Origin of the sequence: Pseudomonas silesiensis, from assembly GCF_001661075.1 — a bacterium.
GTDB lineage: Bacteria > Pseudomonadota > Gammaproteobacteria > Pseudomonadales > Pseudomonadaceae > Aquipseudomonas > Aquipseudomonas silesiensis.
This window is the reverse complement of the sequence record NZ_CP014870.1, coordinates 1,191,867-1,217,118: the sequence shown is the minus strand read 5'-3', so window position 1 is coordinate 1,217,118 and position 25,252 is coordinate 1,191,867. Positions and strand designations below refer to the sequence as shown.

At 60.2% G+C, this 25,252-nt stretch carries 21 protein-coding genes; 6 read left to right on the top strand and 15 right to left on the bottom strand.

Translation table 11 applies throughout. The features are described 5' to 3' along the window. Both emhB and emhC read left to right on the top strand, forming a co-directional pair. Positions 1-3,162 (top strand): efflux RND transporter permease subunit EmhB, encoded by a 3,162-nt coding sequence (gene emhB, locus PMA3_RS05450; RefSeq protein WP_064676211.1) that lies wholly within the window; start codon positions 1-3, stop codon positions 3,160-3,162. Further along, positions 3,162-4,622 carry an efflux RND transporter outer membrane subunit EmhC gene (emhC, locus tag PMA3_RS05445; RefSeq protein WP_064676210.1) on the top strand — a complete coding sequence of 487 codons (1,461 nt, stop codon included), beginning with the start codon at positions 3,162-3,164 and terminating at the stop codon, positions 4,620-4,622. The genes emhB and emhC overlap by 1 nt, the downstream gene beginning before the upstream one ends. 144 nt (positions 4,623-4,766) lie before the next feature. Here emhC and PMA3_RS05440 read toward each other — a convergent pair whose 3' ends face one another. After that, complete coding sequence (locus tag PMA3_RS05440) at positions 4,767-5,297, bottom strand: hypothetical protein (RefSeq protein ID WP_064676209.1); 531 nt, start codon at positions 5,295-5,297, stop codon at positions 4,767-4,769. A gap of 440 nt (positions 5,298-5,737) precedes the next feature. Between PMA3_RS05440 and PMA3_RS05435 the strand changes: the two genes are divergently transcribed. Continuing rightward, positions 5,738-6,997, top strand: coding sequence for an OprD family porin (locus PMA3_RS05435; RefSeq protein WP_064676208.1), 1,260 nt, complete (start codon positions 5,738-5,740; stop codon positions 6,995-6,997). Between the two features lie 274 nt (positions 6,998-7,271). On the opposite strand, the gene pcaC is transcribed toward PMA3_RS05435, so the two are convergent. The 11 genes from pcaC to pcaR form a co-directional block, all read right to left on the bottom strand. Then, a complete protein-coding gene (pcaC, locus tag PMA3_RS05430) occupies positions 7,272-7,664 on the bottom strand; it encodes a 4-carboxymuconolactone decarboxylase (protein ID WP_064680618.1) in 393 nt (130 codons plus the stop codon). 10 nt (positions 7,665-7,674) lie between these two features. Next, positions 7,675-8,466: a 3-oxoadipate enol-lactonase gene (gene pcaD, locus PMA3_RS05425; protein ID WP_064676207.1), complete on the bottom strand. Its 792-nt coding sequence runs from the start codon at positions 8,464-8,466 to the stop codon at positions 7,675-7,677. A gap of 11 nt (positions 8,467-8,477) precedes the next feature. Next, positions 8,478-9,842 carry a 3-carboxy-cis,cis-muconate cycloisomerase gene (locus tag PMA3_RS05420; protein ID WP_064676206.1) on the bottom strand — a complete coding sequence of 455 codons (1,365 nt, stop codon included), beginning with the start codon at positions 9,840-9,842 and terminating at the stop codon, positions 8,478-8,480. Positions 9,843-9,888: 46 nt separating this feature from the next. Further along, positions 9,889-11,193 carry an MFS family transporter gene (locus PMA3_RS05415; RefSeq protein WP_064676205.1) on the bottom strand — a complete coding sequence of 435 codons (1,305 nt, stop codon included), beginning with the start codon at positions 11,191-11,193 and terminating at the stop codon, positions 9,889-9,891. 128 nt (positions 11,194-11,321) lie between these two features. After that, on the bottom strand, positions 11,322-11,888 hold the full coding sequence (gene pcaG / locus PMA3_RS05410) for a protocatechuate 3,4-dioxygenase subunit alpha (RefSeq protein ID WP_064676204.1): 567 nt from the start codon (positions 11,886-11,888) through the stop codon (positions 11,322-11,324). A 1-nt stretch (position 11,889) separates the two neighbouring features. Next, a complete protein-coding gene (gene pcaH / locus PMA3_RS05405) occupies positions 11,890-12,594 on the bottom strand; it encodes a protocatechuate 3,4-dioxygenase subunit beta (protein WP_064676203.1) in 705 nt (234 codons plus the stop codon). A gap of 36 nt (positions 12,595-12,630) precedes the next feature. After that, positions 12,631-13,836: a 3-oxoadipyl-CoA thiolase gene (pcaF, locus tag PMA3_RS05400; RefSeq protein ID WP_191630804.1), complete on the bottom strand. Its 1,206-nt coding sequence runs from the start codon at positions 13,834-13,836 to the stop codon at positions 12,631-12,633. Continuing rightward, positions 13,833-14,612, bottom strand: a complete 780-nt coding sequence (locus tag PMA3_RS05395; protein WP_064676201.1) for a CoA-transferase subunit beta — start codon at positions 14,610-14,612, stop codon at positions 13,833-13,835. The genes pcaF and PMA3_RS05395 overlap by 4 nt, the downstream gene beginning before the upstream one ends. Then, complete coding sequence (locus tag PMA3_RS05390) at positions 14,612-15,469, bottom strand: CoA transferase subunit A (protein WP_007947285.1); 858 nt, start codon at positions 15,467-15,469, stop codon at positions 14,612-14,614. Before PMA3_RS05390 ends, PMA3_RS05395 begins: the two co-directional genes overlap by 1 nt. 293 nt (positions 15,470-15,762) lie before the next feature. Next, positions 15,763-17,109 (bottom strand): 4-hydroxybenzoate transporter PcaK, encoded by a 1,347-nt coding sequence (gene pcaK / locus PMA3_RS05385; protein WP_064676200.1) that lies wholly within the window; start codon positions 17,107-17,109, stop codon positions 15,763-15,765. A gap of 127 nt (positions 17,110-17,236) precedes the next feature. Further along, positions 17,237-18,079 (bottom strand): pca regulon transcriptional regulator PcaR, encoded by an 843-nt coding sequence (gene pcaR / locus PMA3_RS05380; RefSeq protein ID WP_064676199.1) that lies wholly within the window; start codon positions 18,077-18,079, stop codon positions 17,237-17,239. A gap of 646 nt (positions 18,080-18,725) precedes the next feature. Between pcaR and PMA3_RS05375 the strand changes: the two genes are divergently transcribed. Further along, positions 18,726-18,926 (top strand): hypothetical protein, encoded by a 201-nt coding sequence (locus PMA3_RS05375; protein WP_064676198.1) that lies wholly within the window; start codon positions 18,726-18,728, stop codon positions 18,924-18,926. Positions 18,927-19,305: 379 nt separating this feature from the next. After that, a complete protein-coding gene (locus PMA3_RS05370; protein ID WP_064676197.1) occupies positions 19,306-20,781 on the top strand; it encodes an inorganic phosphate transporter in 1,476 nt (491 codons plus the stop codon). 264 nt (positions 20,782-21,045) lie between these two features. On the opposite strand, the gene ccoM is transcribed toward PMA3_RS05370, so the two are convergent. The 3 genes from ccoM to PMA3_RS05360 all read right to left on the bottom strand — a co-directional run bounded on the left by ccoM (position 21,046) and on the right by PMA3_RS05360 (position 21,878). Beyond that, positions 21,046-21,159 (bottom strand): cytochrome c oxidase subunit CcoM, encoded by a 114-nt coding sequence (gene ccoM, locus PMA3_RS33510; protein WP_318183103.1) that lies wholly within the window; start codon positions 21,157-21,159, stop codon positions 21,046-21,048. A 143-nt stretch (positions 21,160-21,302) separates the two neighbouring features. Then, positions 21,303-21,497, bottom strand: coding sequence for a hypothetical protein (locus tag PMA3_RS05365; protein ID WP_064676196.1), 195 nt, complete (start codon positions 21,495-21,497; stop codon positions 21,303-21,305). 39 nt (positions 21,498-21,536) lie between these two features. Beyond that, on the bottom strand, positions 21,537-21,878 hold the full coding sequence (locus tag PMA3_RS05360) for a hypothetical protein (protein ID WP_064676195.1): 342 nt from the start codon (positions 21,876-21,878) through the stop codon (positions 21,537-21,539). Positions 21,879-22,096: 218 nt separating this feature from the next. Here PMA3_RS05360 and rapA point away from each other — a divergent pair, with 218 nt between their 5' ends. Next, complete coding sequence (rapA, locus tag PMA3_RS05355; protein WP_064676194.1) at positions 22,097-24,943, top strand: RNA polymerase-associated protein RapA; 2,847 nt, start codon at positions 22,097-22,099, stop codon at positions 24,941-24,943. Positions 24,944-25,252: the final 309 nt, after the last annotated feature.

Sequence of the window (25,252 nt, the reverse complement as noted above, 5' to 3'; positions counted from 1 at the left end):
ATGTCGAAATTTTTTATCGACCGTCCGATTTTCGCCTGGGTAATTGCCCTGGTGATCATGCTGGTCGGGGCACTCTCGATCCTCAAACTTCCGATCAACCAATACCCGAGCATTGCGCCTCCGGCCATTGCGATCCAGGTGACCTACCCGGGCGCGTCCGCACAAACCGTGCAGGACACCGTGGTGCAGGTGATCGAACAACAGCTCAACGGTATCGATAACCTGCGTTATGTCTCCTCGGAAAGTAACTCCGACGGCAGCATGACCATTACCGCGACCTTCGAGCAGGGCACCAACTCCGATACCGCGCAGGTTCAGGTCCAGAACAAACTGAACCTGGCCACCCCGCTGCTGCCGCAAGAAGTGCAGCAACAGGGGATCCGCGTGACCAAGGCAGTGAAAAACTTCCTGATGGTGATCGGCGTGGTGTCCCGTGACGGCAGCATGACCAAGGACGACCTGTCCAACTACATCGTGTCGAACATGCAGGATCCGATCTCGCGGACCGCCGGTGTCGGTGACTTCCAGGTCTTCGGTGCCCAGTACGCGATGCGGATCTGGCTCGACCCGGCCAAGCTCAACAACTTCAACCTGACGCCGGTGGACGTGAAGACCGCCATCGCGGCGCAGAACGTCCAGGTGTCGTCCGGTCAACTCGGCGGTTTGCCAGCGGTCGCCGGCCAACAGCTGAACGCGACGATCATCGGCAAGACCCGCCTGCAGACTGCCGAGCAGTTCAAGGCGATCCTGCTCAAGGTCAACAAGGACGGCTCGCAAGTGCGCGTCGGCGACGTCGCGGATGTCGGCCTGGGCGGCGAGAACTATGCGATCAGTGCCCAGTTCAACGGCAGCCCGGCCTCCGGTCTGGCGGTGAAACTGGCCAACGGTGCCAACGCCCTCGACACGGCCAAAGCCCTGCGCAAGACCATCGAGACACTCAAGCCGTTCTTCCCGCAAGGCATGGAAGTGGTGTTCCCGTACGACACCACGCCGGTGGTGACCGAGTCGATCAAGGGCGTGGTTGAAACCCTGGTCGAAGCGGTCGTGCTGGTGTTCCTGGTGATGTTCCTGTTCCTGCAGAACTTCCGCGCCACCGTCATCACCACGATGACGGTCCCGGTGGTGTTGCTGGGTACCTTCGGCATCCTTGCGGCATTTGGCTTCAGCATCAACACCCTGACCATGTTCGGCATGGTGTTGGCCATCGGCTTGCTGGTGGACGACGCCATCGTCGTGGTGGAAAACGTCGAACGGGTCATGAGCGAAGAAGGCCTGTCACCCAAGGAGGCCACCAAGAAATCCATGGGGCAGATCCAGGGTGCACTGGTCGGTATTGCCCTGGTGCTGTCGGCGGTATTACTGCCGATGGCGTTCTTCAGTGGCTCTACCGGTGTGATCTACAAGCAGTTCTCGATCACCATCGTTTCCGCCATGGCGCTGTCGGTACTGGTTGCGCTGATCTTCACCCCGGCCTTGTGCGCCACCATGCTCAAGCCGATTCCGAAAGGCGAACACGGCACGCCGAAACGCGGCTTCTTCGGCTGGTTCAACCGCAATTTCGACCGTAGTGTCAGAAGCTATGAGCGTGGCGTGGGCAATATGCTCTCGAACAAGGCGCCCTACCTGCTGGCCTACCTCATCATCCTGGTCGGCATGATCTGGCTGTTCACCCGTATTCCAACGGCGTTCCTGCCGGAAGAAGACCAAGGCGTATTGTTCGCCCAGGTGCAAACCCCGGCCGGCTCCACTGCACAGCGCACGCAGGTGGTGGTGGACGAAATGCGTGAGTTCCTGCTGCGTCCCTCCAAGGACGGCGGTGAAGGTGACGCGGTGGCCTCGGTGTTTACCGTGACCGGTTTCAACTTTGCCGGCCGTGGCCAGAGCTCGGGCATGGCGTTCATCATGCTCAAACCCTGGGACGAGCGTAACGCCGACAACAGCGTATTCAAACTCGCGGCACGGGCCCAGCAGCACTTCTTCACCTTCCGTGATGCCATGGTGTTTGCTTTCGCCCCACCGGCGGTTCTGGAACTGGGTAACGCCACCGGTTTCGACGTGTTCCTGCAGGACCGCGCCGGTATCGGTCACGACAAGCTGATGGAAGCGCGCAACCAGTTCCTCGGCATGGCGGCGCAAAGCAAGGTCCTCTCGCAAGTGCGTCCCAACGGTCTGAACGACGAGCCGCAATACCAGCTGGAAATCGATGACGAGAAGGCCAGCGCCCTGGGCGTGACCCTCACCGACATCAACAACACCCTGTCGATTGCCCTGGGCAGTAGCTATGTGAACGACTTCATCGACCGCGGTCGGGTGAAGAAGGTCTATTTGCAAGGCGAGCCAAATGCGCGCATGAGTCCCGAGGACGTGAAGAAGTGGTATGTGCGCAACAGCGCCGGGACCATGGTGCCGTTCTCGGCCTTCGCCAAAGGTGAGTGGATTTACGGCGCGCCGAAGCTGTCGCGTTACAACGGCGTGGAAGCGATGGAAATTCTCGGTGCTCCGGCGCCCGGGTATTCCACCGGTGAAGCCATGGCCGAAGTCGAAGCCCTGGCCAGGAAACTGCCGGCCGGTGTCGGTATTTCCTGGACCGGTCTGTCGTATGAGGAACGTCTGTCCGGCTCGCAAGCGCCCGCGCTGTATGCGTTGTCGCTGCTGATGGTGTTCCTGTGCCTGGCCGCGCTGTACGAAAGCTGGTCGATCCCGATCGCGGTGATGCTGGTGGTGCCGTTGGGCATCATCGGGGCGCTGATGGCGACCAGCCTGCGCGGCCTGTCCAACGACGTGTACTTCCAGGTGGGCCTGTTGACGACCATCGGGCTGGCGGCGAAAAACGCCATCCTGATCGTCGAATTCGCCAAGGAACTGCATGAACAGGGGCGCAGCCTGCGCGATGCCGCGATCGAAGCCTGCCGGATGCGTTTGCGACCGATCGTCATGACCTCGCTCGCCTTCGTCCTTGGTGTGGTACCACTGGCCATTTCCACGGGCGCAGGCTCTGGTAGCCAACATGCGATCGGTACCGGGGTGATTGGCGGTATGCTCACCGCCACGATCCTGGCGATCTTCTGGGTCCCACTGTTTTTCGTCACCGTGTCGGCCATGGGGCAGCGCAAAACCGCTGACCAGGATGACGCACTTGAACCTTCTAAAGAGGCTGGCTAATGAGCAAGTCGCTACTCTCCATCGCAATCGCCGCCCTCGTGCTGAGCGGTTGCTCACTGATACCGGATTATCAGCGGCCGGAAGCGCCGGTGGCCGGCCAGTATCCACAGGGCCCGGCGTACTCGCCGGCCCAGGCGCCGGCCCAGGCCGCCGCCGAACAGGGCTGGAAGCAGTTTTTCCATGACCCGGCCCTGCAGCAACTGATCCAGGTCGCCCTGGAAAACAACCGCGACCTGCGGGTCGCGGCGTTGAATATCGATGCCTTCGCGGCGCAGTACCGCATCCAGCGTGCTGATCTGTTCCCGGCGGTGTCGGCCAATGGCACCGGCAGCCGGCAGCGGGTCCCGGCACGGGCCTCGCAGACCGGCGAAGCGGGCATCACCAGTTCCTACTCGGCCACGGTCGGCATCAGCGCTTATGAACTGGACCTGTTCGGTCGGGTTCGCAGCCTGAGCGAAGAAGCCCTGCAGCAGTACTTCGCTACCGAAGAAGGCCGCCGCAGCACGCAGATCAGTCTGGTGGCCAGCGTGGCCAATGCCTACCTGACCTGGCAGGCGGACAAAGAGCTGCGCAAGCTGACCCAGGACACCCTCGGTGCGTTCGAGGAGAGCCTGAAGCTCACCGCCCGCAGCAACGAAGTCGGTGTAGCCTCGGCCCTGGACCTGGCCCAGTCGCGGACCTCGGTGGAAAACGCCCGGGCGCAACTGGCTCGCTACACCCGCCAGGTCGCGCAGGATGAAAACAGCCTGGTGTTGCTGCTCGGCACCGCTATCCCGGCCAATCTGCCAACCGCCAAGCCGCTGTCCGACGAACTGCTGAGCGACGTTCCGCCCGGCCTGCCGTCGGACTTGCTACAACGGCGTCCGGACATCCTCCAGGCCGAATACAACCTCAAGGCGGCCAATGCCAACATCGGCGCGGCCCGGGCGGCATTCTTCCCGAGCATCAGCCTGACAGCCAATGCCGGTTCCCTGAGCCCGGACCTGTCCGGCCTGTTCAAGGGCGGTTCGGGCACCTGGCTGTTCCAGCCCCAGATCAACCTGCCGATCTTCAACGCCGGCAGCCTGCGCGCCAGCCTGGATTACTCGAAAATCCAGAAAGACATCGGCGTGGCGAACTACGAGAAGTCCATTCAAACGGCCTTCCAGGAAGTCGCCGATGGCCTGGCCGCGCGACAGACCTACACCGATCAATTGCAGGCCCAGCGTGATTTCGTCAGCGCCAACCAGGACTACTACCGTCTGGCCGAGCGTCGTTATCGCATTGGTGTCGACAGCAACCTGACCTTCCTCGATGCCCAGCGCCAGCTGTTCAGTGCCCAACAGGCGCTGATCACCGACCGTCTGGCGCAGCTGACCAGTGCGGTTAATTTGTACAAGGCACTGGGCGGTGGCTGGAATGAGCAGACCGCCAGGGTCGAGCCGCAGAAAGAAGAAGCGCCGAAGATGAAGTTGTTTTAATTCTTCAGCAAAAAAAAGCCTCATGGGACATAGTGGTTCCATGAGGCGGCTTTTTTACAAAGCAACCATCTAAAATAGTACACCGCTACACATATAATACTTTGAAATCGCCTCACACAAAAAAAACCAAAGCCAGAACGTTAATTAGCTCTCGCTGGCTTGTAGATTTATAGAAAAAGCATTGCACTTAAAATAGATCTCTCGCTCACCTTGCAGATTAGTGTAGGAAAAATCGAAATAACCATCAATTGAGTACTCATTAGCGGACAAGACAGTAAGGACCCCTTCTAAAATGCAATTACCAGGAATGACTTTTCCTTTAACTTCAATCAGTGCTCCCACATCCGTAATTTCATCTGAAATTCTGTAGGGCGTTCCTGTCACGAGATCTCCGCCCACCATACGCAATGCTATTCCGGTTACTTCAGCTCTCTCCGCAGCGATTAGCATAAAATTTCGCTGTTGATTATGGGTCCACTGAGAAAAAAGCAATTTCGTCAAGCTGACATCGGTTTTTGATTCTTCCGTTGCACGATAGTCATGGAGAGTTCCACTGATTCTCCCCTGTACGGGTTCGAGTAAAATTTCTTCCTCATTAAATATAAAATAGGCTTGCCCATTTTTATAGAGAACGTTGAGATCTGCTGCATTCTGCTGTTTTTTCTTAGAGCTCATAACCATCTCCAACTGAAAGTCGTATGAAATAAAGAAATCAAAAGACAACGAAAAAAAGACTACACCCTCATACCTACGCCAACAACTGTCAGATATGACAGATTGACAACCTTACAAAACTGATAGATTTTGAAAAGTTAACATTCTCCCCACACAAAAGTGGCCTGGGCCTTTTGTGAACATTGGCAATGTATTAAATCTACCAAAACTATCGTTCGATAATCGCCCCGATTCCGATTTTCCAGATTGAACCATCCAGTACATTCCCCGCACCATCCTCAACACAAGACCAATAACATCAGGTTCTACACCATGCCCCCGCGCCCTGCCCTGTCCGGCTGATCCTGTTCATTTTTAGTCCCTGATACCCGCCTTTGTCTGCAATCACGCATTGCAGTCGCAACCCGTTACACCCCTAAAAACCAGAGAGACCCGAGCCCATGACGCCTTCCACTGCGCAGTATTTTTTCCCCAGCCTGATCGCCATCGCGCTGACCGGTGCGGCGCTGCCCGCCGCAGCCGAGGAATCGGGTTTTGTCGAAGGGGCCAAGGTCAACCTGAACCTGCGCAACTTCTACATCAACCGCAACTTCACCAACCCGACCCGGGCGCAGGGCAAGGCTGAAGAGTGGACGCAAAGCTTCATCCTCGATGCCAGGTCCGGGTTCACCCAGGGCATCGTCGGGTTCGGCATGGATGTGCTGGGGCTGTACTCGGTGAAACTCGACGGCGGTAAAGGTACCGGTGGCACACAATTACTGCCGCTGGACAGCGACGGTCGCCCGGCGGACAACTTCGGGCGCACCAACGTGGCGTTCAAGGCCAAGCTGTCCCAGACCGAAGTGAAGGTCGGCGAATGGATGCCGGTGCTGCCGATCCTGCGTTCCGACGACGGGCGTTCCCTGCCGCAAACCTTCCGTGGCGGGCAGATCACTTCGAAGGAAATCAACGGCCTGACGCTCTACGGCGGCCAGTTCCGCGCCAACAGCCCCCGGGACGACAGCAGCATGAGCGACATGTCGATGACCGGCCAGGCTGCGTTCACCTCCGACCGTTTCAATTTCCAGGGCGGCGAATACCTGTTCAACGACAAGCGCACCCAGGTCGGCCTGTGGAACGCCGAACTCAAGGACATCTACAGCCAGCAATACCTGAATGTGACCCACAGCCAGCCCATCGGCGACTGGACCCTGGGCGCCAACCTCGGCTTCTTCTACGGCAAGGATGACGGCAGTGCCCGGGCCGGCGAACTGGACAACAAGACCTGGTCTGGGCTGTTCTCCGCCAAGTACGGCGGCCACACCTTCTACGTCGGCCTGCAAAAGCTCACCGGCGACAATGCCTGGATGCGGGTCAACGGTACCAGCGGCGGCACCCTGGCCAACGACAGTTATAACGCGAGCTATGACAACGCCAAGGAGAAGTCCTGGCAACTGCGCCACGACTACAACTTCGTCGCGCTCGGCGTGCCGGGCCTGACCCTGATGAACCGCTACATCAGTGGTGACAATGTGCACACCGGTACCGTTACCGATGGCAAGGAATGGGGGCGCGAATCAGAACTGGCGTACACCCTGCAAAGCGGAACGTTCAAGGACTTGAACGTCAAATGGCGCAACTCGACCATTCGCCGGGATTTCAGCAATAACGAGTTCGACGAGAACCGGTTGATCGTCAGCTATCCGATCAACCTGCTCTAGACTTCACTACCGCCATCGCGGGCAAGCCCGCAGAGGACCATCAGTGAACACAAAATTGGCGTTCACACCGGCCCACTGTGGGAGCGGGCTTGCCCGCGAAGGCGGCGGCACATTCAACAGAGATGTTGACTGATAGAACGCTTTCGCTGGCAAGCCAGCTCCCACAGGGGATCTTCGGTGAACACATAATTAGCGTTCACACCGAACACTGTAGGAGCGGGCTTGTCGGATCGCCGCACCGCCGCGAAGGCGTCAGCAGCAGAGTTTTACGGAATCACTCCCGCGACTCGATTCCCAACTCATCCCACACCGATTCCGCGAGGTGGAAGGTCGCATTGGCCGCCGGAATCCCACAGTAGATCGCGCTCTGCATGATCACTTCCTTGATCTCGCCACGGGTCACGCCGTTGTTCGCGGCGGCGCGCAAGTGCAGTTTGAGTTCACCTTCGCGGTTCATGCCGATCAGCATGGCGATGGTGATCAGGCTGCGGGTGTGGCGCGGCAGGCCCGGGCGGGTCCAGATGTCGCCCCAGGCATGGCGGGTGATCATCTCCTGGAACTCCGAGTTGAACTCGGTCAGGGTAGTCAGGCTGCGGTCGACGTGAGCGTCACCGAGTACCGCGCGCCGGACGTTCATGCCCTCGTCATAACGTTGTTTTTCGTCCACGACCATCCCCTTAATCGGCTGACAGGAACGCCAGTACCCGGTCGCTGAACGCAGCGCCAGCCTGGACGTTGGACAAATGCGCCGCATAGAACTCGGCGTATTCGGCGCCATGCACATGCTCCTGAATGAAATGCCCGCCCGACGGCGGCGTGACCGCATCTTCGGTGCCGGCAATGACCAGCAACGGCACCTTGATCGAAGACAGCTGCTCACGGAAATCCGCATCGCGCACGGCGGCGCAATTGGCCGCATAACCTTCAGGCGAGGTGGCCGCGAGCATGTCCGTGATCTTCTTCGCCGCTTCCGGGTTGGCTTCGGAGAAATCCGCGGTGAACCAGCGTGCAATCGATGCATCGCGCAGCGCGACCATCGCCGCCACACCGTCACGCAGCACGGTTTCGATCCGCGGGTTCCACACCGATGGATCACCGATTTTCGCCGCGGTATTGCACACCACCAGTTTGTTCAGACGCTGGCCGGCGTTGATCCCCAACCACTGGCCGATCAAGCCGCCCATGGACAGACCGCAAAAATGCGCGCGCTCGATGTGCAAGGCATCCAGCAGGGCCAGCACGTCATGGCCCAGTTGCTCGATGCTGTAAGGCCCCGGCGTGACCAGGGATTTTCCATGGCCACGGGTATCGAAACGCAGCACCTGGAACTGTTCGGTGAACGCCGCAATCTGCGCGTCCCACATATGCAGGTCGGTGCCCAACGAGTTGGACAGCACCAGCACCGGCGCTCCGGCCGGGCCATCGAGTTGGTAATTCAGTTCGCCCTCGGCGAGTTGTACGAATGCCACGGCAGTCTCCTTCAGGCAGTCAATGCAGAATGTTCAGCCACCGCTCGCTCGACCCAGGTATGGGCCTGACCGAGGTAATGGGCGGGGTCCAGCAGACGATCGAGTTCAGCAGCCGACAGCTCGGCGGTCACTTGCGGTTCGTCGCCCAGTACTGCGCGCAGATGACGGTGTTCCGCCACGGCACGCTTGCAGCATTGCTCGAGCAGATGATGGGCGGTGTCGCGGCCGACCCGTTGGGCGAGGACGATGCTCACCGCTTCGGCCAGCACCAGGCCTTGGGTCAGGTCGAGGTTGCGGGCCATGCGAACGGCATCCACTTCCAGCCCGTCGGCCAGCGACAGCGCCTGCTGCAGCGCGCCGGACACCAGGCAGCAAATCTCCGGCAGGGTTTCCCACTCGGCATGCCACAGGCCCAGGCTGCGCTCGTGTTCCTGAGGCATGGCGCTGAACAGGGTCGACAACAGACCCGGCACCCGGGTCGCGGCACCGATCAGCACCGCGGCGCCCACCGGGTTGCGTTTGTGCGGCATGGTCGAGGAACCGCCCTTGCCCGGCGCCGACGGTTCGAAGACTTCGGCGGCTTCGGTCTGCATCAACAGGCTGATGTCGCGACCGAATTTGCCAAGGCTGCCGGCGATCAGACCCAGCACCGCAGCGAATTCCACCAGGCGATCGCGCTGGGTGTGCCAGGGTTGTTCGGGCAAGCTCAGTTGCAGTTCCGCCGCCAGCGCTTCGGCAATCGGCATGGCTTGTTCGCCGAGGGCCGCCAGTGTCCCGGAGGCACCACCGAATTGCAGCACCAGCAGTCGTGGCTTGAGTTCTTGCAGACGCTGACGGCTGCGAGTCACGGCGCCGAGCCAGCCGGCGATCTTCATGCCAAGGGTGACCGGGGTCGCATGTTGCAACCAGGTGCGTCCGGCCAGTGGCGTCGCAACATAACGCAAGGCTTGGGTCGCCAGGGTTTCACCCAGTTGCGCCAGGTCGCTTTCGATCAAGGTCAGCGCGTGGCGCAGTTGCAGCACCAGGCCGGTGTCCATCACGTCCTGACTGGTCGCGCCCAGATGCACAAAGCGCTCGGCTTCGGCATCGTGCTTCGCGATCTGCTTGCCCAGCGCCTTGACCAGCGGAATCGCCGAATTGCCCGCCGTGGCAATCGCCTCTCCGAGGGCGACGAAGTCGTAATGCTCCGCCCGACAAGCCGCTTCGATCGGTGCGACCGCAGTCGGCGGAATCAACCCGACCTGCGCTTCGGCCCGGGCCAGTGCCGCTTCGAAATCGAGCATGGCCTGGACCCGGCCCTGATCGCAGAACACGTCACGCATATCGCGGGCAGTGAAATAAGCATCGAACAACTGGTTGCCCGGTCGCTGGTTCATAAACAGTCCCTGAAGGCGTGGGCCGGTCAGGCCCACGGGTAAAAAATCAAAGATCGTGTTCCAAATATTTCGGCTGCTTCGGCAGGCGCAGGCTGAACAGGAACGCCACCGCCATCATCACCGTCACGTACCAGTAGAAGGAGTTTTCCATGCCCACGGCTTTGAGGCTCAAGGCCACATACTCCGCCGTACCACCAAAGATCGCATTCGCCACCGCATACGCCAGGCCGACACCCAGTGCCCGCACTTCCGGCGGGAACATTTCGGCTTTCACCAGGCCGCTGATGGAGGTGTAGAAACTGACGATCGCCAGCGCCAGGGTAATCAGCACAAAGGCCAGGAACGGATTGGTGTTGCTTTTCAGGCTCAACAGGATCGGCACGGTGCACAAGGTACCGAGGGCGCCGAACCAGAGCATCGACTTACGACGGCCGATCTTGTCCGCGAGCATGCCGAAAAACGGCTGCATGCACATATAAAGGAACAGCGCGCCGGTCATGATGTAGCTGGCCGTCTTGGCGTGCATGCCGGCGGTGTTCACCAGGTACTTCTGCATATACGTGGTGAAGGTGTAGAAAATCAGCGAGCCACCGGCGGTGTAACCCAGCACAGTAATGAACGCAGCCTTGTGGTCGCGAAACAGGGCTCGGATGCTGCCGGCGTCCTTGTTGTCGCGCATTTCCTTGCTGGTGGTTTCCTTGAGCGAACGACGCAGGAACAGCGAAACCAATGCCGCCGCCGCACCGACCACAAACGGTATCCGCCAGCCGTAGGCGCGCAGATCGTCTTCGGTAAGGAACTGTTGCAGGACCACCACCAGCGACACCGCCAGCAACTGCCCGCCGATCAGCGTCACATACTGGAACGAGGCGAAGAAACCGCGCTGGCCCCTGAGGGCGACTTCGCTCATGTAGGTCGCCGTGGTGCCGTACTCACCGCCTACCGACAAGCCCTGCAGCAAGCGGGCGAACAGCAGCATGATCGGCGCCCAGACACCGATGTCCTTGTAGGTCGGCAGGCAAGCGATGAGCAACGATCCGAAGCACATCATCAGAATCGAGATCAACATCGAGTTCTTGCGACCGTGCTTGTCCGCGACCCGGCCGAAGATCCAGCCGCCGATAGGCCGCATCAGAAACCCGGCGGCGAATACGCCAGCGGTGTTGACCAGCTGTACCGTGGGGTTGTCGGAAGGAAAGAACGCGGGCGCAAAATAGATTGCACAAAAGGCATAGACGTAAAAGTCGAACCATTCGACGAGGTTGCCCGACGAGGCACCGACAATTGCAAAGATCCGTTTGCTGCGCTCTTCACCGGTGTAGTGCGCTGGAATAGCGGTGGGGGTAGTCATGGGTATTCACTCTTTGGGGACTGTCAGAGTCTAGACACAATTTGCAACAGTCCCGTTCCACAGAAGCATTGGCAATACACAACCCCTGTGGGAGCAAGCCCGCTCCCACAGGGATTGATGGTGTTCTCTCAATAATCGAAGAACACCGTCTCCGCCTCAGTCCCTTGCAAAATCACATTCCACTGATAAACACCCGATGCATCCTTCTTCGCCAGCAAGGTATCGCGGCGCTCGGCAGGTACGCATTCAAGCAACGAATCAGCCACATTGGCCGGCTCGCCATCGAAGTAGATTCGCGTCAGCAAGTGCTTGACCAGACCACGGGCGAACACCAGGACCACCAGGTGCGGTGCCTGGGTCGTGCCTTTGAGGCCTTGCACCGTGCCCGGCTTGATCGTGGTGAAGCGGAACCGCCCTTCGGCATCCACCGGCACCCGGCCAAACCCTTCGAAGTTCGGGTCCAGGGGTTTGTCCTGATCGTCTTCGGGGTGGTCGTACTTGCCGGCGGCGTTGGCCTGCCAGACTTCCAGCATCGCGTCGTTGACGACATCGCCGTTGCCATCGATGACCTGCCCGGTGATCGCCACGCGCTCGCCGAGGGTGTGTTCGACGGTCAGATCTTCGCGGTTCAGCCAGGTCAGGCCGATGTGGTAATACGGTCCGACGGTGTGGGACGTGGTCGCATTCAGCGTCATCTTATTTCTCCATCGGCGTGGCTTCGCGGCCGCGCAGGACGATGTCCCAGCGATAACCGAGGGCGTAGGAAGGGATGGTTTTTTCCAGGTCGAAACTGGCGATCAAGCGCTCTTTGGCGCAAGTATCCGGCACGCAGTTGTAGATCGGGTCGTAGGCCAGCAACGGGTCCCCGGGGAAATACATCTGGGTGACCAGCCGCGTCAGGATGCTCGGCCCGAACAGCGAAAAGTGAATGTGCGCCGGACGCCAGGCATTGTGGTGGTTGCCCCACGGATAGGCGCCGGGCTTGATGGTCTGGAACTGGTACCAGCCATCGGCGTCGGTCACGGTGCGGCCGGTACCGGTGAAGTTCGGGTCCAGCGGCGCATCGTGCAGGTCGCGATCATGGTTGTAGCGACCGGCGGCGTTGGCCTGCCAGATCTCCACCAGGATCCCCGGCACCGGCAAGCCATCTTCATCCAGCACGCGGCCGTGGATGATGATCCGCTCGCCCTGGGGTTCACCCTGGTGTTGAGCGGTCAGGTCGTTGTCCTTCTCGTTGATGCGCTCGGCGCCGACCGTCGGACCGGTAATTTCCGACAGCGAGTGAGGCAAGAACACCAGCGGCTTGGACGGCGAGCGACGGTTGGTGGATTGATAGGCCGGGTGCAGGTAGTCCGGCTGAGTGCCCGCCTGCGGGCGGCGGTAACCAGGCTTGTCAGTCATGGAGCATTCCTCAGTTCTTGTTATCGGGGCGACGAGTCAGACGCGCTCGATGGCCAACGCCAGACCCTGACCGACGCCGACGCACATGGTCGCCAGGCCTTTCTTGCCACCGGTCTTTTCCAGCTGATGCAGCGCCGTCAGCACCAGGCGCGCACCGCTCATGCCCAACGGATGGCCCAGGGCAATGGCGCCACCGTTCGGGTTGACCTGAGCCGCGTCGTCCGCCAGTCCCAGTTCGCGCAGTACCGCCAGACCCTGGCTGGCGAAAGCTTCGTTGAGTTCGATCACGTCGAAATCGCTGACAGCCAGGCCCAGGCGTTCGGTCAGTTTGCGCACCGCCGGGACCGGGCCGATGCCCATGACCCGAGGGGCGACACCGGCGCTGGACATGCCCAATACTTTGGCACGCGCCGTCAGGCCGTGTTTCTTCACCGCGTCGCCGGATGCCAGGATCAACGCGGCGGCACCGTCGTTCACACCCGAGGCGTTGCCTGCGGTAACGGTTTTGTCGGAACCGTTGACCGGTTTCAGTCTGGCCAGGGTTTCCAGGGTGGTGTCGGCGCGCGGATGCTCGTCCTGGCTGACGACCGTTTCACCCTTCTTGTGGGCAATGCGCACTTCGACGATTTCTTCGGCGAAAAACCCTGCAGCTTGCGCGGCGGCGGTCTTTTGCTGGCTGCGCAGTGCGAACGCGTCCTGATCCTCGCGGGAAATTTCGTAGTCGTCGGCGACGTTGTCCGCGGTCTGCGGCATCGCATCGACGCCGTATTGGGCCTTCATCAACGGGTTGATGAAACGCCAGCCGATGGTGGTGTCTTCCAGCTTCATGTTGCGCGAGAACGCCGCATCGGCCTTGCCCATCACGAACGGTGCGCGGGACATCGACTCGACGCCACCGGCAATCGCCAGCTCCATCTCGCCACTGGCAATGGCGCGGAATGCCGTGCCGATGGCATCCATGCCCGAGGCGCAGAGGCGGTTGAGGGTCACGCCCGGGATGCTTTCCGGCAGGCCCGCCAGCAGCAACGCCATGCGTGCCACGTTGCGGTTGTCTTCACCGGCCTGGTTGGCGCAACCGAGGAATACCTCGTCCACGGCGTTCCAGTCTACCGACGGGTTGCGCTCCATCAGCGCCTTGATCGGCACGGCGGCCAGGTCGTCGGCGCGAACCGCCGACAGACCACCGCCGAAACGGCCGATGGGGGTACGAATCGCGTCGCAGATATAAACGTCACGCATCACGCTTCTCCAGGTGCTTGGCCGTGGGCCGCGGCAGTGCGGGCTTCCAGGTCGCGCAGGGCCTTGAGCTCGATATCGGTCGGCTCGGCGGTGTTTTCAACGTGTTCGGCAAAACGAATCGGCCAACCCGTGGCAGCGGTCACTTGCTCGCGGGTCACGCCCGGGTGCAGTGCGGTGACCACGAATTCATGGGTGCCGGCTTCCGGTTCCATGATGCACAGGTCGGTAATGATGCCGACCGGACCGGCACCCGGCAGGCCGAGACGCTTGCGTGAATCACCGCCCTCGCCATGACCGACCGAGGTGATGAAGTCGAGCTTGTCGACGAAGGAACGCGCCGACTGCTTGAGGATGATCAACACGCTCTTGGCGGAACCGGCGATCTCCGGCGCGCCACCGGCACCCGGCAGACGGACTTTCGGCGCGTGGTAGTCGCCGACCACGGTGGTATTGATGTTGCCGAAACGGTCGACTTGCGCAGCGCCGAGGAAGCCGACGTCAATGCGCCCGCCCTGCAGCCAGTAGCGAAAAATCTCGCCGGTCGGGACTACGGTGTCGGCGGTTTCCGCCAGCTCACCGTCACCGATCGACAGTGGCAGTACGCTCGGCTTGGCACCGATCGGACCCGATTCGTAGATAAGGACTACATCTGGCGAGGACGTCAGGCGCGCGAGGTTGGCGGCTTTCGACGGCAGGCCGATGCCGACGAAACACACCGAACCGTTCTTCAAACGGCGGGCGGCGGCGACGGTCATCATTTCATTGGTGGTGTAAGTCATTACTTCGCCTCCGAAGCAGCGGCCAGCTTGGCCTGGAACTCGCTGAAGTCAGCGCAGCCATGGATGTACTCGTTGATCCACGCGGTGAAGGTTTCACGGTCGCGGGCAATCGGGTCCCAAGCCTGGTAGAAACGGTTGTCGCGCTCGTTGTAACCATGGGCATAGGACGGATGTGCGCCACCAGGCACGTGGCAGACCGCGCTCAGGGCCCAGGTCGGCAGTACGCAGGAATTCATCGGTGCATTGAGGTCGTCGACGATTTCTTCGACGGTCACGATGCAACGCTTGGCCGCCAGCGCGGCTTCTTTTTGCACGCCGAGGATGCCCCACAGCAGCACGTTGCCTTTACGGTCGGCTTTTTGTGCGTGAATCACGGTGATGTCCGGACGTACCGACGGCACCGCTGCCAGCACTTCGCCAGTGAACGGGCAAGTGACGGTCTTGATCAGCGGGTTGACCTTCGGCAGGTCGGAGCCGGCGTAGGCGCGCAGCACTGCAAACGGCAGTCCCGAAGCGCCAGCGACGTAGGCATTGGCCAGGTCGGCGTGGCTGTGTTCTTCGATTTCCAGCGCGTGCGGCCACTGCTTCTCGACTGCATCGCGCAGACGGTGCAGCGAACCGACACCCGGGTTACCGCCCCAGGAGAAGATCAGCTTGCGAGCACAACCGGCACCGATCAACTGGTCGTAGATCAAGTCAGGGGTCATCCGCACCAGGGTCAGGTCTTTCTTGCCCTGACGAATGATTTCGTGACCCGCCGCGGTAGGAATCAGGTGGGTGAAGCCTTCGAGGGCGACGGTATCGCCGTCGTTAACGAATTGCTTCACCGCGTCGTGCAGCGAAAGGATTTCAGCCATGGGGCAGGCTCCCGTTTTGTTATGAACCGACAGTGGTAGAAAAAGGCGCGAGGCGCTGCGCCGGAATGACTGAAGAGTAAGCCCCTAAAAATCGCCAGACAATCCGATAATCGACTGAGTGTTCGTTTATCGCACATATTGTTGTCTACCTACCGACCTCAAAAGCTTCGCGGGCAAGCCTCGCTCCTACGGTTTGGAGGTGTTCGCAAAATCGCTGAGATCATCATTCCTGTAGGAGCGAGGCTTACCCGCTAAGAGCCCATCAGCATCGCCAAAAAATCCGGATCACGCCCTCAAGTCGCATCCGCATGACTGACCATGCCCTTGATCACCACCGCCGTCGTCGCCACTGCCGCCGGAATCACCAGTGCCGTCAGCACTTGCTCGAAGTTCCAGCCCAGGCCGAGCAACGTTGCGCCCATCCACGCACCAAGAATCGCGCCGAAGCGGCCGATCCCGAGCATCCACGACACACCGGTCGCGCGCCCTTGAGTGGGATAAAACCGCGCTGCCAGCGATGGCATCGCCGATTGCGCGCCGTTCACGCACATCCCGGCCACCAGCACCAGGGTCGCCAGTAACGTGATGTTGCCCAGGCTCTGCCCTACCGCGTAGGCAAATACCCCGGCCAGCAGGTAGAAAATGCCGATGACCTTGTGCGGATTGAACCGGTCCATGGCCCAGCCCACCCCCACCGCGCTCAGCACGCCGCCAAACTGGAACAGCGCCCCGATAAAGGCCGCCTGCTCCATGCTCGCGCCACTGTCACGCATCAGCGTCGGTAGCCAACTCGTCAGCAGGTAAACGATCACCAGGCCCATGAAATAGGTCAACCACAGCAACAAGGTGCCGGCGCTGTAGGTGCCGGAGAAGATCACCGCGAACACGTTGCGCGCTTTCACGGTTTTCTGTTCCGGCACGCTGAAGCTTGAAGCCTGGGCGACGACCTTCGGGTCGATCGGCGCCAGAGTCTTGCGCACTTTGTCCGTGCCGCGATTGCGCACGACCAGGTAGCGCGCCGATTCCGGCAACCAGAACAGCAACACCACCGCCAGGATTAGCGGCAGGATCCCGCCGATCAGCAGCAAACTGTGCCAGCCGAATGCCGGAATCAGTTTCGCCGAGATGAATCCACCACCGGCCATACCGAGGTTGAAGCCGCAGAACATGCTGGTCACCAGCAGGGACTTCTTGCGCTCCGGCGTGTATTCCGACAGCAGGGTCGTGGCGTTCGGCATCCCGGCGCCAAGCCCCAGGCCAGTGAGGAAACGCAGCACCAGCAATTGATCGACGTTAGTGCTGTAGGCCGATGCCAGGCTGAAGGCGCCGAACAACAGCACCGCGCCGACCAGTACGACTTTTCGCCCGAAGCGGTCAGCCAATGGGCCGGAACCCAGTGCACCGAACACCATGCCGATCAAGGCGGCACTCATCACTGGGCCCAGGCTGGCACGGTCGATCCCCCAATCCTGGGACAGGGCCGGCGCGATGAAACCCATGGCCGCCGTATCGAGGCCATCGAGAAAGACAATCAGGAAACAAAGGATCACCACTCGCCATTGGTAGCGCGAAATGGGTTGAGCATTGATGAAGGACTGCACGTCAAGGCAGTTGCCTACAGCAGACTGGGGTTGGTTCATTATTTTTATTCCACGCAAGAACGCAGTCGGACAGGAGCCAGCCAAGGCTGGCGCTGCCGCGACATTAGTGATCCAGGTGAAAGAGCGTCAATTCGACAAACGCGACTCTGTGCGATTATCGAACAGCTTAGGCAAAAAGCTGCGCACTGAGGTCACGGCTGGCGCTCAGCAGCCCCGGCAGGAAACGCTGTTCCAGCTCATTGCGGCTGACCCGGCCGGCGTGAGTACTGACATTCAAGGCCGCCACGACCTGTCCGGACGCGTCGTACACCGGAACGGCAATCGAGCGCAGGCCCTGCTCGAGTTCCTGATCGACGATGCACCAACCTTGCTGTCGCACTTGCTGCAGACATTCGAGCAACGCCTCCGGGGTGTGCAAGGTACGGCTGGTCTTGGCTTGCAGCTCCGCATGATCGAGGTACTCGTGCAACGAACTATCGTCCAGCGCGGCGAGCAGAATCCTGCCCATTGACGTGCAATAGGCCGGCAAACGACCACCCACCGACAAATCAACCGAAATCAGGCGTTGGGTAGTGGCGGAGCGGGCGATATACAGAATGTCATCGCCTTCCAGCGTGGCCATGTTGCACGCTTCGTGAAGTTGCTCGCTCATGCGGTCCAGATAAGGCTGGGCGGATACCGCCAGCGGCGTCGAGGACACATAAGCATGGCCGAGGGTCAGCACTTTGGGCAGTAGCGAATAGGTGCGACCGTCCGTGGTGGCGTAGCCGAGCTTGATCAGCGTGTGCAGGCAACGTCGCACCGCGGCGCGGGGAATTTCCGTACGATGGCTGATCTGAGCGATGGTCAGGTGCCGTTTGCGCTCCTGGAACGCTTGCACCACGGCCAGGCCACGGGCCAGGGACGTCATGAAATCAGGGTCGCCCGTCATGGCCTGGATCCGCTTGGCCGGCGACGCAACGATCGGCGGTGCCACTGAGGCGAAGGAGTTGCGCATTTGATCGTTCATATCAGGTCCTTTCCCACACGGATCAGCGACTATTACAAGCGGCCCCCGGTGTCCTGCACAAGCCATGGGCGGCCAACATTGGGCGATTATCGAACGAGCAACCGATAATCGCAACCGGTAGCCTCCAGCGTCTTGATGATTTCTCAGCGGATTTACGCTTGCGGGGCATAGTATCCAAGGGTAAATATAGTTGTCTTACTTGACCGACTTAATGACGCCAGAAAGACACCGCTGTAACCTGACATAGAGCCCTGAAGTTAGGAACAACAAAACAATCACACATGGAGAACAACTTTTAACTCGTTGACCATAGTGTTCTTCGAATCGACCGCTATAATAGAGTTGAGTGGTGCCCGGTTTGTTACCCGGGGTTCGTCACTCGGTAGCGCGATGTCCCATCGCCGCTGCCCGCAGCAAGCGCCAGACGCTCATTTCGTATGCTTTGACCCGGCGCTCGCTGAAACAGGAACTGATGCTACGTCAGCTATTTGTCTCTGGTGCCGTGGCCGCCTGCAACATGGAAATATTGATCGCAAATGCCCGGAATACGATGCCTTCGCGGGTTGTGTCCTTTCGGCGAGCGTGATCGATAGGTTTGATGCAGCGCGTTTCACCAGAATTAATCTCATCTCAATCAGGTACCACTGTGACAAAAGACGAACTGCGCGCGGAACTTGAGCGCCAGGAACAACGTTACAAGGAAGTTTACGGCGGGGCAGTCACCACCTACGCCGCCCAGCCCGAACCGGAACGCAAGCCGTGGCGTAAACGCGCCACCGTTCAGGATCAGGCATTCACTCAAGAATTGCAGAAAATGGAAAAGGAACTCAAAGCCGAAGAGCCTTGACCGTCTCGGCTGGATTCCTTTCAAGGGCCTGGTGTCTGCACCCGTTACAAGCGGGGTGTATAGATGTTGCCTTTTCGCGCCCGTTATCCGCGGGCAGCGGCTGCCTCACCCTCCGGATGAGGTAAACGGCATATGTCCGGCCCTCTTTACAGATATTTCACACAAGCGTTGAAGCCTCTCGGTCCTACGAGAGAAACCCTTGTGCCTGCGGGCTTTCCAAAGGAATTCAATGACTTGTAAAACCCGGTAAAAACTGGGGGCCCAAGGTATTTTTACAAATTAATTCGTTGAAGAATGTTACCGATGAGCAGCAAGTGCATCGATTAGCGGTCTTTTCTGGCATAATCGCGCCCCCTTACGACCGGGTCAGAAAACCTTCATGATCGATTTATTCAGCGGACTGGATGCTTGGGTGCTTGTGAGCCTCTTGCTCGCCCTGGCCTTTGTCCTCGCCTTCGAGTTCATCAACGGCTTTCATGACACCGCTAACGCGGTGGCCACTGTTATCTACACCAAAGCCATGCCGCCTCATCTGGCGGTGTTCTTTTCCGGTGTGTTCAACTTTCTTGGCGTGCTGCTGGGCGGGGTTGGCGTGGCATATGCCATCGTCCACCTGTTGCCGGTAGAGCTGTTGATCAATGTGAACACCGGTCACGGGCTGGCCATGGTGTTCTCGTTGCTTGCCGCCGCCATTACCTGGAACCTGGGTACCTGGTATTTCGGCATCCCGGCTTCCAGCTCCCACACGCTGATCGGTTCGATTCTCGGTGTCGGCCTGGCCAATGCCTTGATCAACGACATTCCGTTGGCCGATGGCGTGAACTGGCAGAAAGCGATCGACATTGGCGCCTCCCTGGTGTTCTCGCCGATGGCCGGCTTCCTGGTCGCCGCCCTGATATTGATCGGCCTTAAATGGTGGCGTCCGCTGTCGAAGATGCACAAGACGCCGGAACAGCGCCGCAAGATCGACGACAAGAAGCACCCGCCGTTCTGGAACCGCCTGGTACTGGTGATCTCGGCGATGGCCGTGAGCTTTGTGCACGGTTCCAACGATGGCCAGAAAGGTATCGGCCTGATCATGCTGGTGTTGATCGGTATCGTGCCGGCCCAGTTCGTGCTCGACCTGGGCAGCACCACTTACCAGATCGAACGGACTCGCGACGCGACCTTGCACCTGAGCCAGTTCTACAAACGCAACGCCGATACCCTGGGTGAATACCTGGCCCTGGGCAAAAGCGTTGAAGGCGATCTGCCGGAGAAATTCCGTTGCAACCCGCAACAGACCGAACCGACCATCACCGCCCTGCTTGGCACCCTCAAGGGTGTAGCGGACTACCACTCGCTGCCGGCGGAAAGCCGCATCGAAGTGCGTCGCTACCTGCTGTGCCTTGATGACACCGCGAAGAAAGTCGGCAAACTGCCTGGTCTCGCGCCCCGTGAAAAGGCCGACCTGGACAAGTTGCGCAAAGACCTCACCACCACCACCGAATACGCGCCGTTCTGGGTGATTCTGGCGGTCGCCCTGGCCCTCGGCCTGGGTACCATGGTTGGCTGGAAACGCGTGGTCCTGACCATCGGCGAGAAGATCGGCAAGCAAGGCATGACTTACTCCCAAGGCATGTCGGCCCAGATCACTACCGCGAGCCTGATCGGCATGGCCAACATCTTCAGCCTGCCGGTGTCCACCACCCACGTCCTGTCCTCGGGCGTAGCCGGCACCATGGTCGCCAACAAAAGCGGCCTGCAAGGCGGCACCGTCAGAACCATCCTGCTGGCCTGGGTCCTGACCCTGCCGGCGACCGTGGCGCTGTCGGCCGGCCTGTTCTGGCTGGCCTCCAAAGCACTCGGCAGCTGATACACAGCGGAACAAAAAAAGGCGCGTTCCGTGAGGTTCGCGCCTTTTTTATTGCACACATCAAGGCAACGCAAATCCACTGTGGGAGCGAGCTTGCTCGCGATGGCGGTGTGTCAGGCACATCAATTTTGAAAGTGCCGCCGCCATCGCGAGCAAGCTCGCTCCCACAGGGGATCTCTGTGCTTCGATAGATTTGCGCAGACAAAAAAAAGGGCGACCGAAGTCGCCCAAAATGCCTTGCGTGCTCATTACATCGGAAAAGACCTACGGCTTGCGCTTATGCGAGTCCTTCCAGATAAAAAATCCAAACCCTGCAAAAAACAGAACCATGAGGCCGACTGTCAGCACTCCGGCGATCACCACATTGTCGAGGAACATGACGGCTCTCCTGCAATTGCCCTGTTGCGATAGGGCTAAGGTAACCAATCGGGCAGAAGAGAAAATTGACCGGGATCAATGTCGCCCGAGACTGGGCGTAAAGGAGGGAGAAAATTGACCTGCATCAACCGATGCAGGGTGCATCAACGCTTTTTCGGTTTGTTTTTCGGCTTTTTCTTCGCTTTGCCCAACGGCATGGCCTGTTCAAATGCCTGGCGCACTTCGTTCAGGCGTTTTTCGTTGAGGTCATGAACCCGCTTGGCGCGTTCGGTGTTGAGGTCGATCAGCTTGTCGTCTTGGCTCATGGCGTTCAGTGCATCGCTTGGCAGGTTTGTCATAATAATGCGGTCTGACGGCAACCCTGAACAGCCATCACCTCAAATCTTGATATCAACCCACATACCCTGACGCGGTTCGTCGTCAATCAACGGCACGACCGGCACGGTGTTGTCGGCGTTGAGCTCGGTACCGGGAATCGCCAGGTGCACTTCAACGCTTTCATCAGCTTCACGACGACGCTTGTCCCGCTCCTGCTTGCGCCGATGTTCTTCGCGCAGTTGAAAGGCGGCCTCTTCGGGATCGCGCTGCTGCAGGTCGATCGTGCTTTCGCTGGAGCTTTCCTGCACCGGGACCACAGGCGGGATATCCGGACGCGGACGGACCGGGTCGAGCTGTGAGGTGATCGGAACCGCACTCAAGGGGAGCATCGGTGGCAGCATAATGATGGGTCTCCTGTCAGCAGGCTGTCGGCTGCGCGGACGGCCACTTTAGCCATCGGTCGCAAACTGTGACCCGGTTGGCACGAATAGGTGCCCCGGCCTGCCCCCTTCGCATGGGTAGTCTAAGGTAAATACCGTTAGTTTTATGAGAGTCCTTTGGCCCTGAAGCCCTCATTCCGTTAAGATAGCCCGCTTTTTCAAGGTGGGAGTCAGGCAGCATGGCGCAGCAGTATCAACCGGGGCAACGCTGGATCAGTGACAGCGAAGCCGAGCTGGGTTTAGGCACCGTTCTGGCACAGGACGGCCGCTTGTTGACCGTGCTCTATCCGGCCACTGGCGACACTCGCCAGTACGCGCTACGGAATGCGCCGCTCACGCGTGTGCGGTTTTCGCCGGGCGATTCGATCACTCACTTCGAAGGCTGGAAGCTGACCGTACAGGAAGTCGACGACGTCGACGGCCTGCTGGTCTACCACGGCCTCAATGCACAGAACGAAGTGGTCACCCTGCCGGAAACCCAGCTGTCGAACTTCATCCAGTTCCGTCTGGCCAGTGACCGCCTGTTTGCCGGGCAAATCGATCCGCTGCCCTGGTTCTCCCTGCGTTATCACACCCTGGAACACACCAGCCGCCAATTGCAGTCCTCGCTGTGGGGCCTGGGCGGCGTGCGTGCGCAACCGATCGCGCACCAGTTGCACATCGCCCGTGAAGTCGCCGACCGCATTGCGCCGCGGGTGTTGCTGGCGGATGAAGTGGGCCTGGGCAAGACCATCGAAGCCGGCCTGGTGATCCATCGCCAACTGCTCTCAGGTCGCGCCAACCGTGTACTGATCCTGGTCCCGGAAAACCTGCAGCACCAATGGCTGGTGGAGATGCGCCGCCGCTTCAACCTGCAAGTCGCGCTGTTCGACGAAGAACGCTTCATCGAAAGCGATGCCTCCAACCCGTTCGAAGACACCCAGCTCGCGCTGGTTGCACTGGAGTGGCTGGTGGAAGACGAGAAGGCCCAGGACGCGCTGTTCGCCGCCGGCTGGGACCTGATGGTGGTCGACGAAGCCCACCACCTGGTGTGGCACGAAGACAAGGCCAGCCCCGAATACACCCTGGTCGAGCAGCTTGCCGAAACGATCCCGGGTGTATTGCTGCTGACCGCAACCCCGGAACAACTGGGCCAGGACAGCCACTTTGCCCGTCTGCGCCTGCTCGACCCGAACCGTTTCCATGACCTGCAGGCCTTCCGCGCCGAGAGCGAAAACTATCGCCCGGTGGCCGAGGCCGTTCAGGAACTGCTGGACAAAGGGCGCCTGTCGCCTGAAGCGCACAAGACCATTCACGGCTTCCTCGGCAATGAAGGCGAAGCCCTGCTGACCGCGGTCAACGATGGCGACACCGAAGCCGCCGCCCGTCTGGTCCGCGAACTGCTGGACCGCCACGGCACCGGCCGCGTGCTGTTTCGCAACACCCGCGCCGCCGTGCAGGGTTTCCCGGAACGCAAACTGCACCCGTACCCGCTGCCGTGCCCGGACGAATACCTCGAACTGCCCCTGGGCGATCACGCCGAGCTGTACCCGGAAGTCAGCTTCCAGGCCCTGCCGGACGCCAACGAAGAAGAGCGCTGGTGGAAATTCGACCCGCGCGTCGAATGGCTGATCGACACCCTGAAGATGCTCAAGCGCACCAAAGTACTGGTGATCTGCGCCCACGCCGAAACCGCCATGGACCTGGAAGACGCCCTGCGCGTGCGTTCCGGCATTCCGGCCACGGTGTTCCATGAAGGCATGAACATCCTCGAGCGTGACCGCGCCGCCGCCTACTTCGCCGATGAAGAGTTTGGCGCGCAAGTGCTGATCTGCTCGGAAATCGGCAGTGAAGGTCGCAACTTCCAGTTCTCGCACCATTTGGTGCTGTTCGACCTGCCTTCCCACCCGGACTTGCTGGAACAGCGGATCGGGCGTCTGGACCGGATCGGCCAGAAGCACATCATCGAAGTGCACGTGCCCTACCTGGAAACCAGCCCCCAAGAGCGGCTGTTCCAGTGGTATCACGAAGCGCTGAATGCCTTCCTCAACACCTGCCCGACCGGCAACGCCTTGCAGCATCAGTTCGGCCCGCGCCTGCTGCCGCTGCTGGAAAACGCCGACGACGGTGAGTGGCAAGCCCTGATCGACGAAGCCCGCGCCGAGCGTGAGCGCCTGGAAGCCGAGCTGCACACCGGCCGTGACCGCTTGCTGGAGCTCAATTCCGGCGGCGCCGGCGAAGGCGATGCGCTGGTGGAGGACATCCTCGAGCAAGATGACCAGTTCACCCTGCCGATCTATATGGAAACCCTGTTCGACGCCTTCGGTATCGACAGCGAAGACCACTCGGAAAACGCCCTGATCCTCAAGCCGAGCGAAAAAATGCTCGACGCCAGCTTCCCGCTGGGCGACGACGAAGGCGTCACCATCACCTACGACCGTAACCAGGCGCTGTCTCGCGAAGACATGCAGTTCATCACCTGGGAACACCCGATGGTTCAGGGCGGCATGGACCTGGTGCTGGCCGGCTCCATGGGCAACACCGCCGTGGCGCTGATCAAGAACAAGGCGCTCAAACCCGGCACCGTGTTGCTCGAACTGCTCTATGTCAGCGAAGTGGTTGCCCCGCGCTCGCTGCAACTGGGCCGTTACCTGCCCCCGGCCGCCCTGCGCTGCCTGCTTGATCCCAATGGCAACGACTTGTCGGCCCGGGTCTCGTTCGAGACGCTCAACGACCAGCTCGAAAGCGTGCCTCGCGCCAGCGCCAACAAGTTCATCCAGGCCCAGCGCGATCAACTGACGCCACGGATCAACGCCGGCGAAGAGAAGATCTTCCCGCGTCACGCCGAGCGTGTTGCCGAAGCGCAGCGACGCCTGGCCGCCGACACCGACGAAGAACTGGCGCGCCTGACCGCGTTGCAAGCAGTCAACCCGACCGTGCGCGACAGCGAGCTGATTGCCCTGCGCAAACAGCGTGAGCAAGGTTTGGCCATGCTGGACAAGGCGGCGTTGCGACTGGAAGCGATCCGGGTGTTGGTGGCGGGTTAAGCCCCCTGTTCCACCGGTAAAAAAGAAGGCCCGCAGCGATGTGGGCCTTTTTTTGTCTGCTTGATTGTTAGGGCGTTGCTGATGGCCCCATCGCGGGCAAGCCCGCTTGTATGCTAGGACTTGAAGGGAGGAGAAGGGACAAAGCCCGATTCTGACTGTTGACGCAGTACAGATCCGTGGGAGATTTCGCCCCTCCTCCTTTCACTCAAGCGCCGATAAAGAATGCATCAGGCTAAGACCGACGATAGGAACAAGCCTGCGCCCCTGGGTGAGCCCTTCAAGTGTTCAAAACCATATCTCGGGGGAATT

Excerpts from the sequence above, each read along its gene's own strand:
- emhB (WP_064676211.1), top strand. The coding sequence starts at position 1 with ATGTCGAAATTTTTTATCGACCGTCCGATTTTCGCCTGGGTAATTGCC.
- emhC (WP_064676210.1), top strand. The coding sequence starts at position 3,162 with ATGAGCAAGTCGCTACTCTCCATCGCAATCGCCGCCCTCGTGCTGAGC.
- PMA3_RS05440 (WP_064676209.1), bottom strand. The coding sequence starts at position 5,297 with ATGAGCTCTAAGAAAAAACAGCAGAATGCAGCAGATCTCAACGTTCTC.
- PMA3_RS05435 (WP_064676208.1), top strand. The coding sequence starts at position 5,738 with ATGACGCCTTCCACTGCGCAGTATTTTTTCCCCAGCCTGATCGCCATC.
- PMA3_RS05420 (WP_064676206.1), bottom strand. The coding sequence starts at position 9,842 with ATGAACCAGCGACCGGGCAACCAGTTGTTCGATGCTTATTTCACTGCC.
- PMA3_RS05415 (WP_064676205.1), bottom strand. The coding sequence starts at position 11,193 with ATGACTACCCCCACCGCTATTCCAGCGCACTACACCGGTGAAGAGCGC.
- pcaG (WP_064676204.1), bottom strand. The coding sequence starts at position 11,888 with ATGACGCTGAATGCGACCACGTCCCACACCGTCGGACCGTATTACCAC.
- pcaH (WP_064676203.1), bottom strand. The coding sequence starts at position 12,594 with ATGACTGACAAGCCTGGTTACCGCCGCCCGCAGGCGGGCACTCAGCCG.
- PMA3_RS05395 (WP_064676201.1), bottom strand. The coding sequence starts at position 14,612 with ATGACTTACACCACCAATGAAATGATGACCGTCGCCGCCGCCCGCCGT.
- PMA3_RS05390 (WP_007947285.1), bottom strand. The coding sequence starts at position 15,469 with ATGGCTGAAATCCTTTCGCTGCACGACGCGGTGAAGCAATTCGTTAAC.
- pcaK (WP_064676200.1), bottom strand. The coding sequence starts at position 17,109 with ATGAACCAACCCCAGTCTGCTGTAGGCAACTGCCTTGACGTGCAGTCC.
- pcaR (WP_064676199.1), bottom strand. The coding sequence starts at position 18,079 with ATGAACGATCAAATGCGCAACTCCTTCGCCTCAGTGGCACCGCCGATC.
- PMA3_RS05370 (WP_064676197.1), top strand. The coding sequence starts at position 19,306 with ATGATCGATTTATTCAGCGGACTGGATGCTTGGGTGCTTGTGAGCCTC.
- ccoM (WP_318183103.1), bottom strand. The coding sequence starts at position 21,159 with ATGTTCCTCGACAATGTGGTGATCGCCGGAGTGCTGACAGTCGGCCTC.
- PMA3_RS05365 (WP_064676196.1), bottom strand. The coding sequence starts at position 21,497 with ATGACAAACCTGCCAAGCGATGCACTGAACGCCATGAGCCAAGACGAC.
- PMA3_RS05360 (WP_064676195.1), bottom strand. The coding sequence starts at position 21,878 with ATGCTGCCACCGATGCTCCCCTTGAGTGCGGTTCCGATCACCTCACAG.
- rapA (WP_064676194.1), top strand. The coding sequence starts at position 22,097 with ATGGCGCAGCAGTATCAACCGGGGCAACGCTGGATCAGTGACAGCGAA.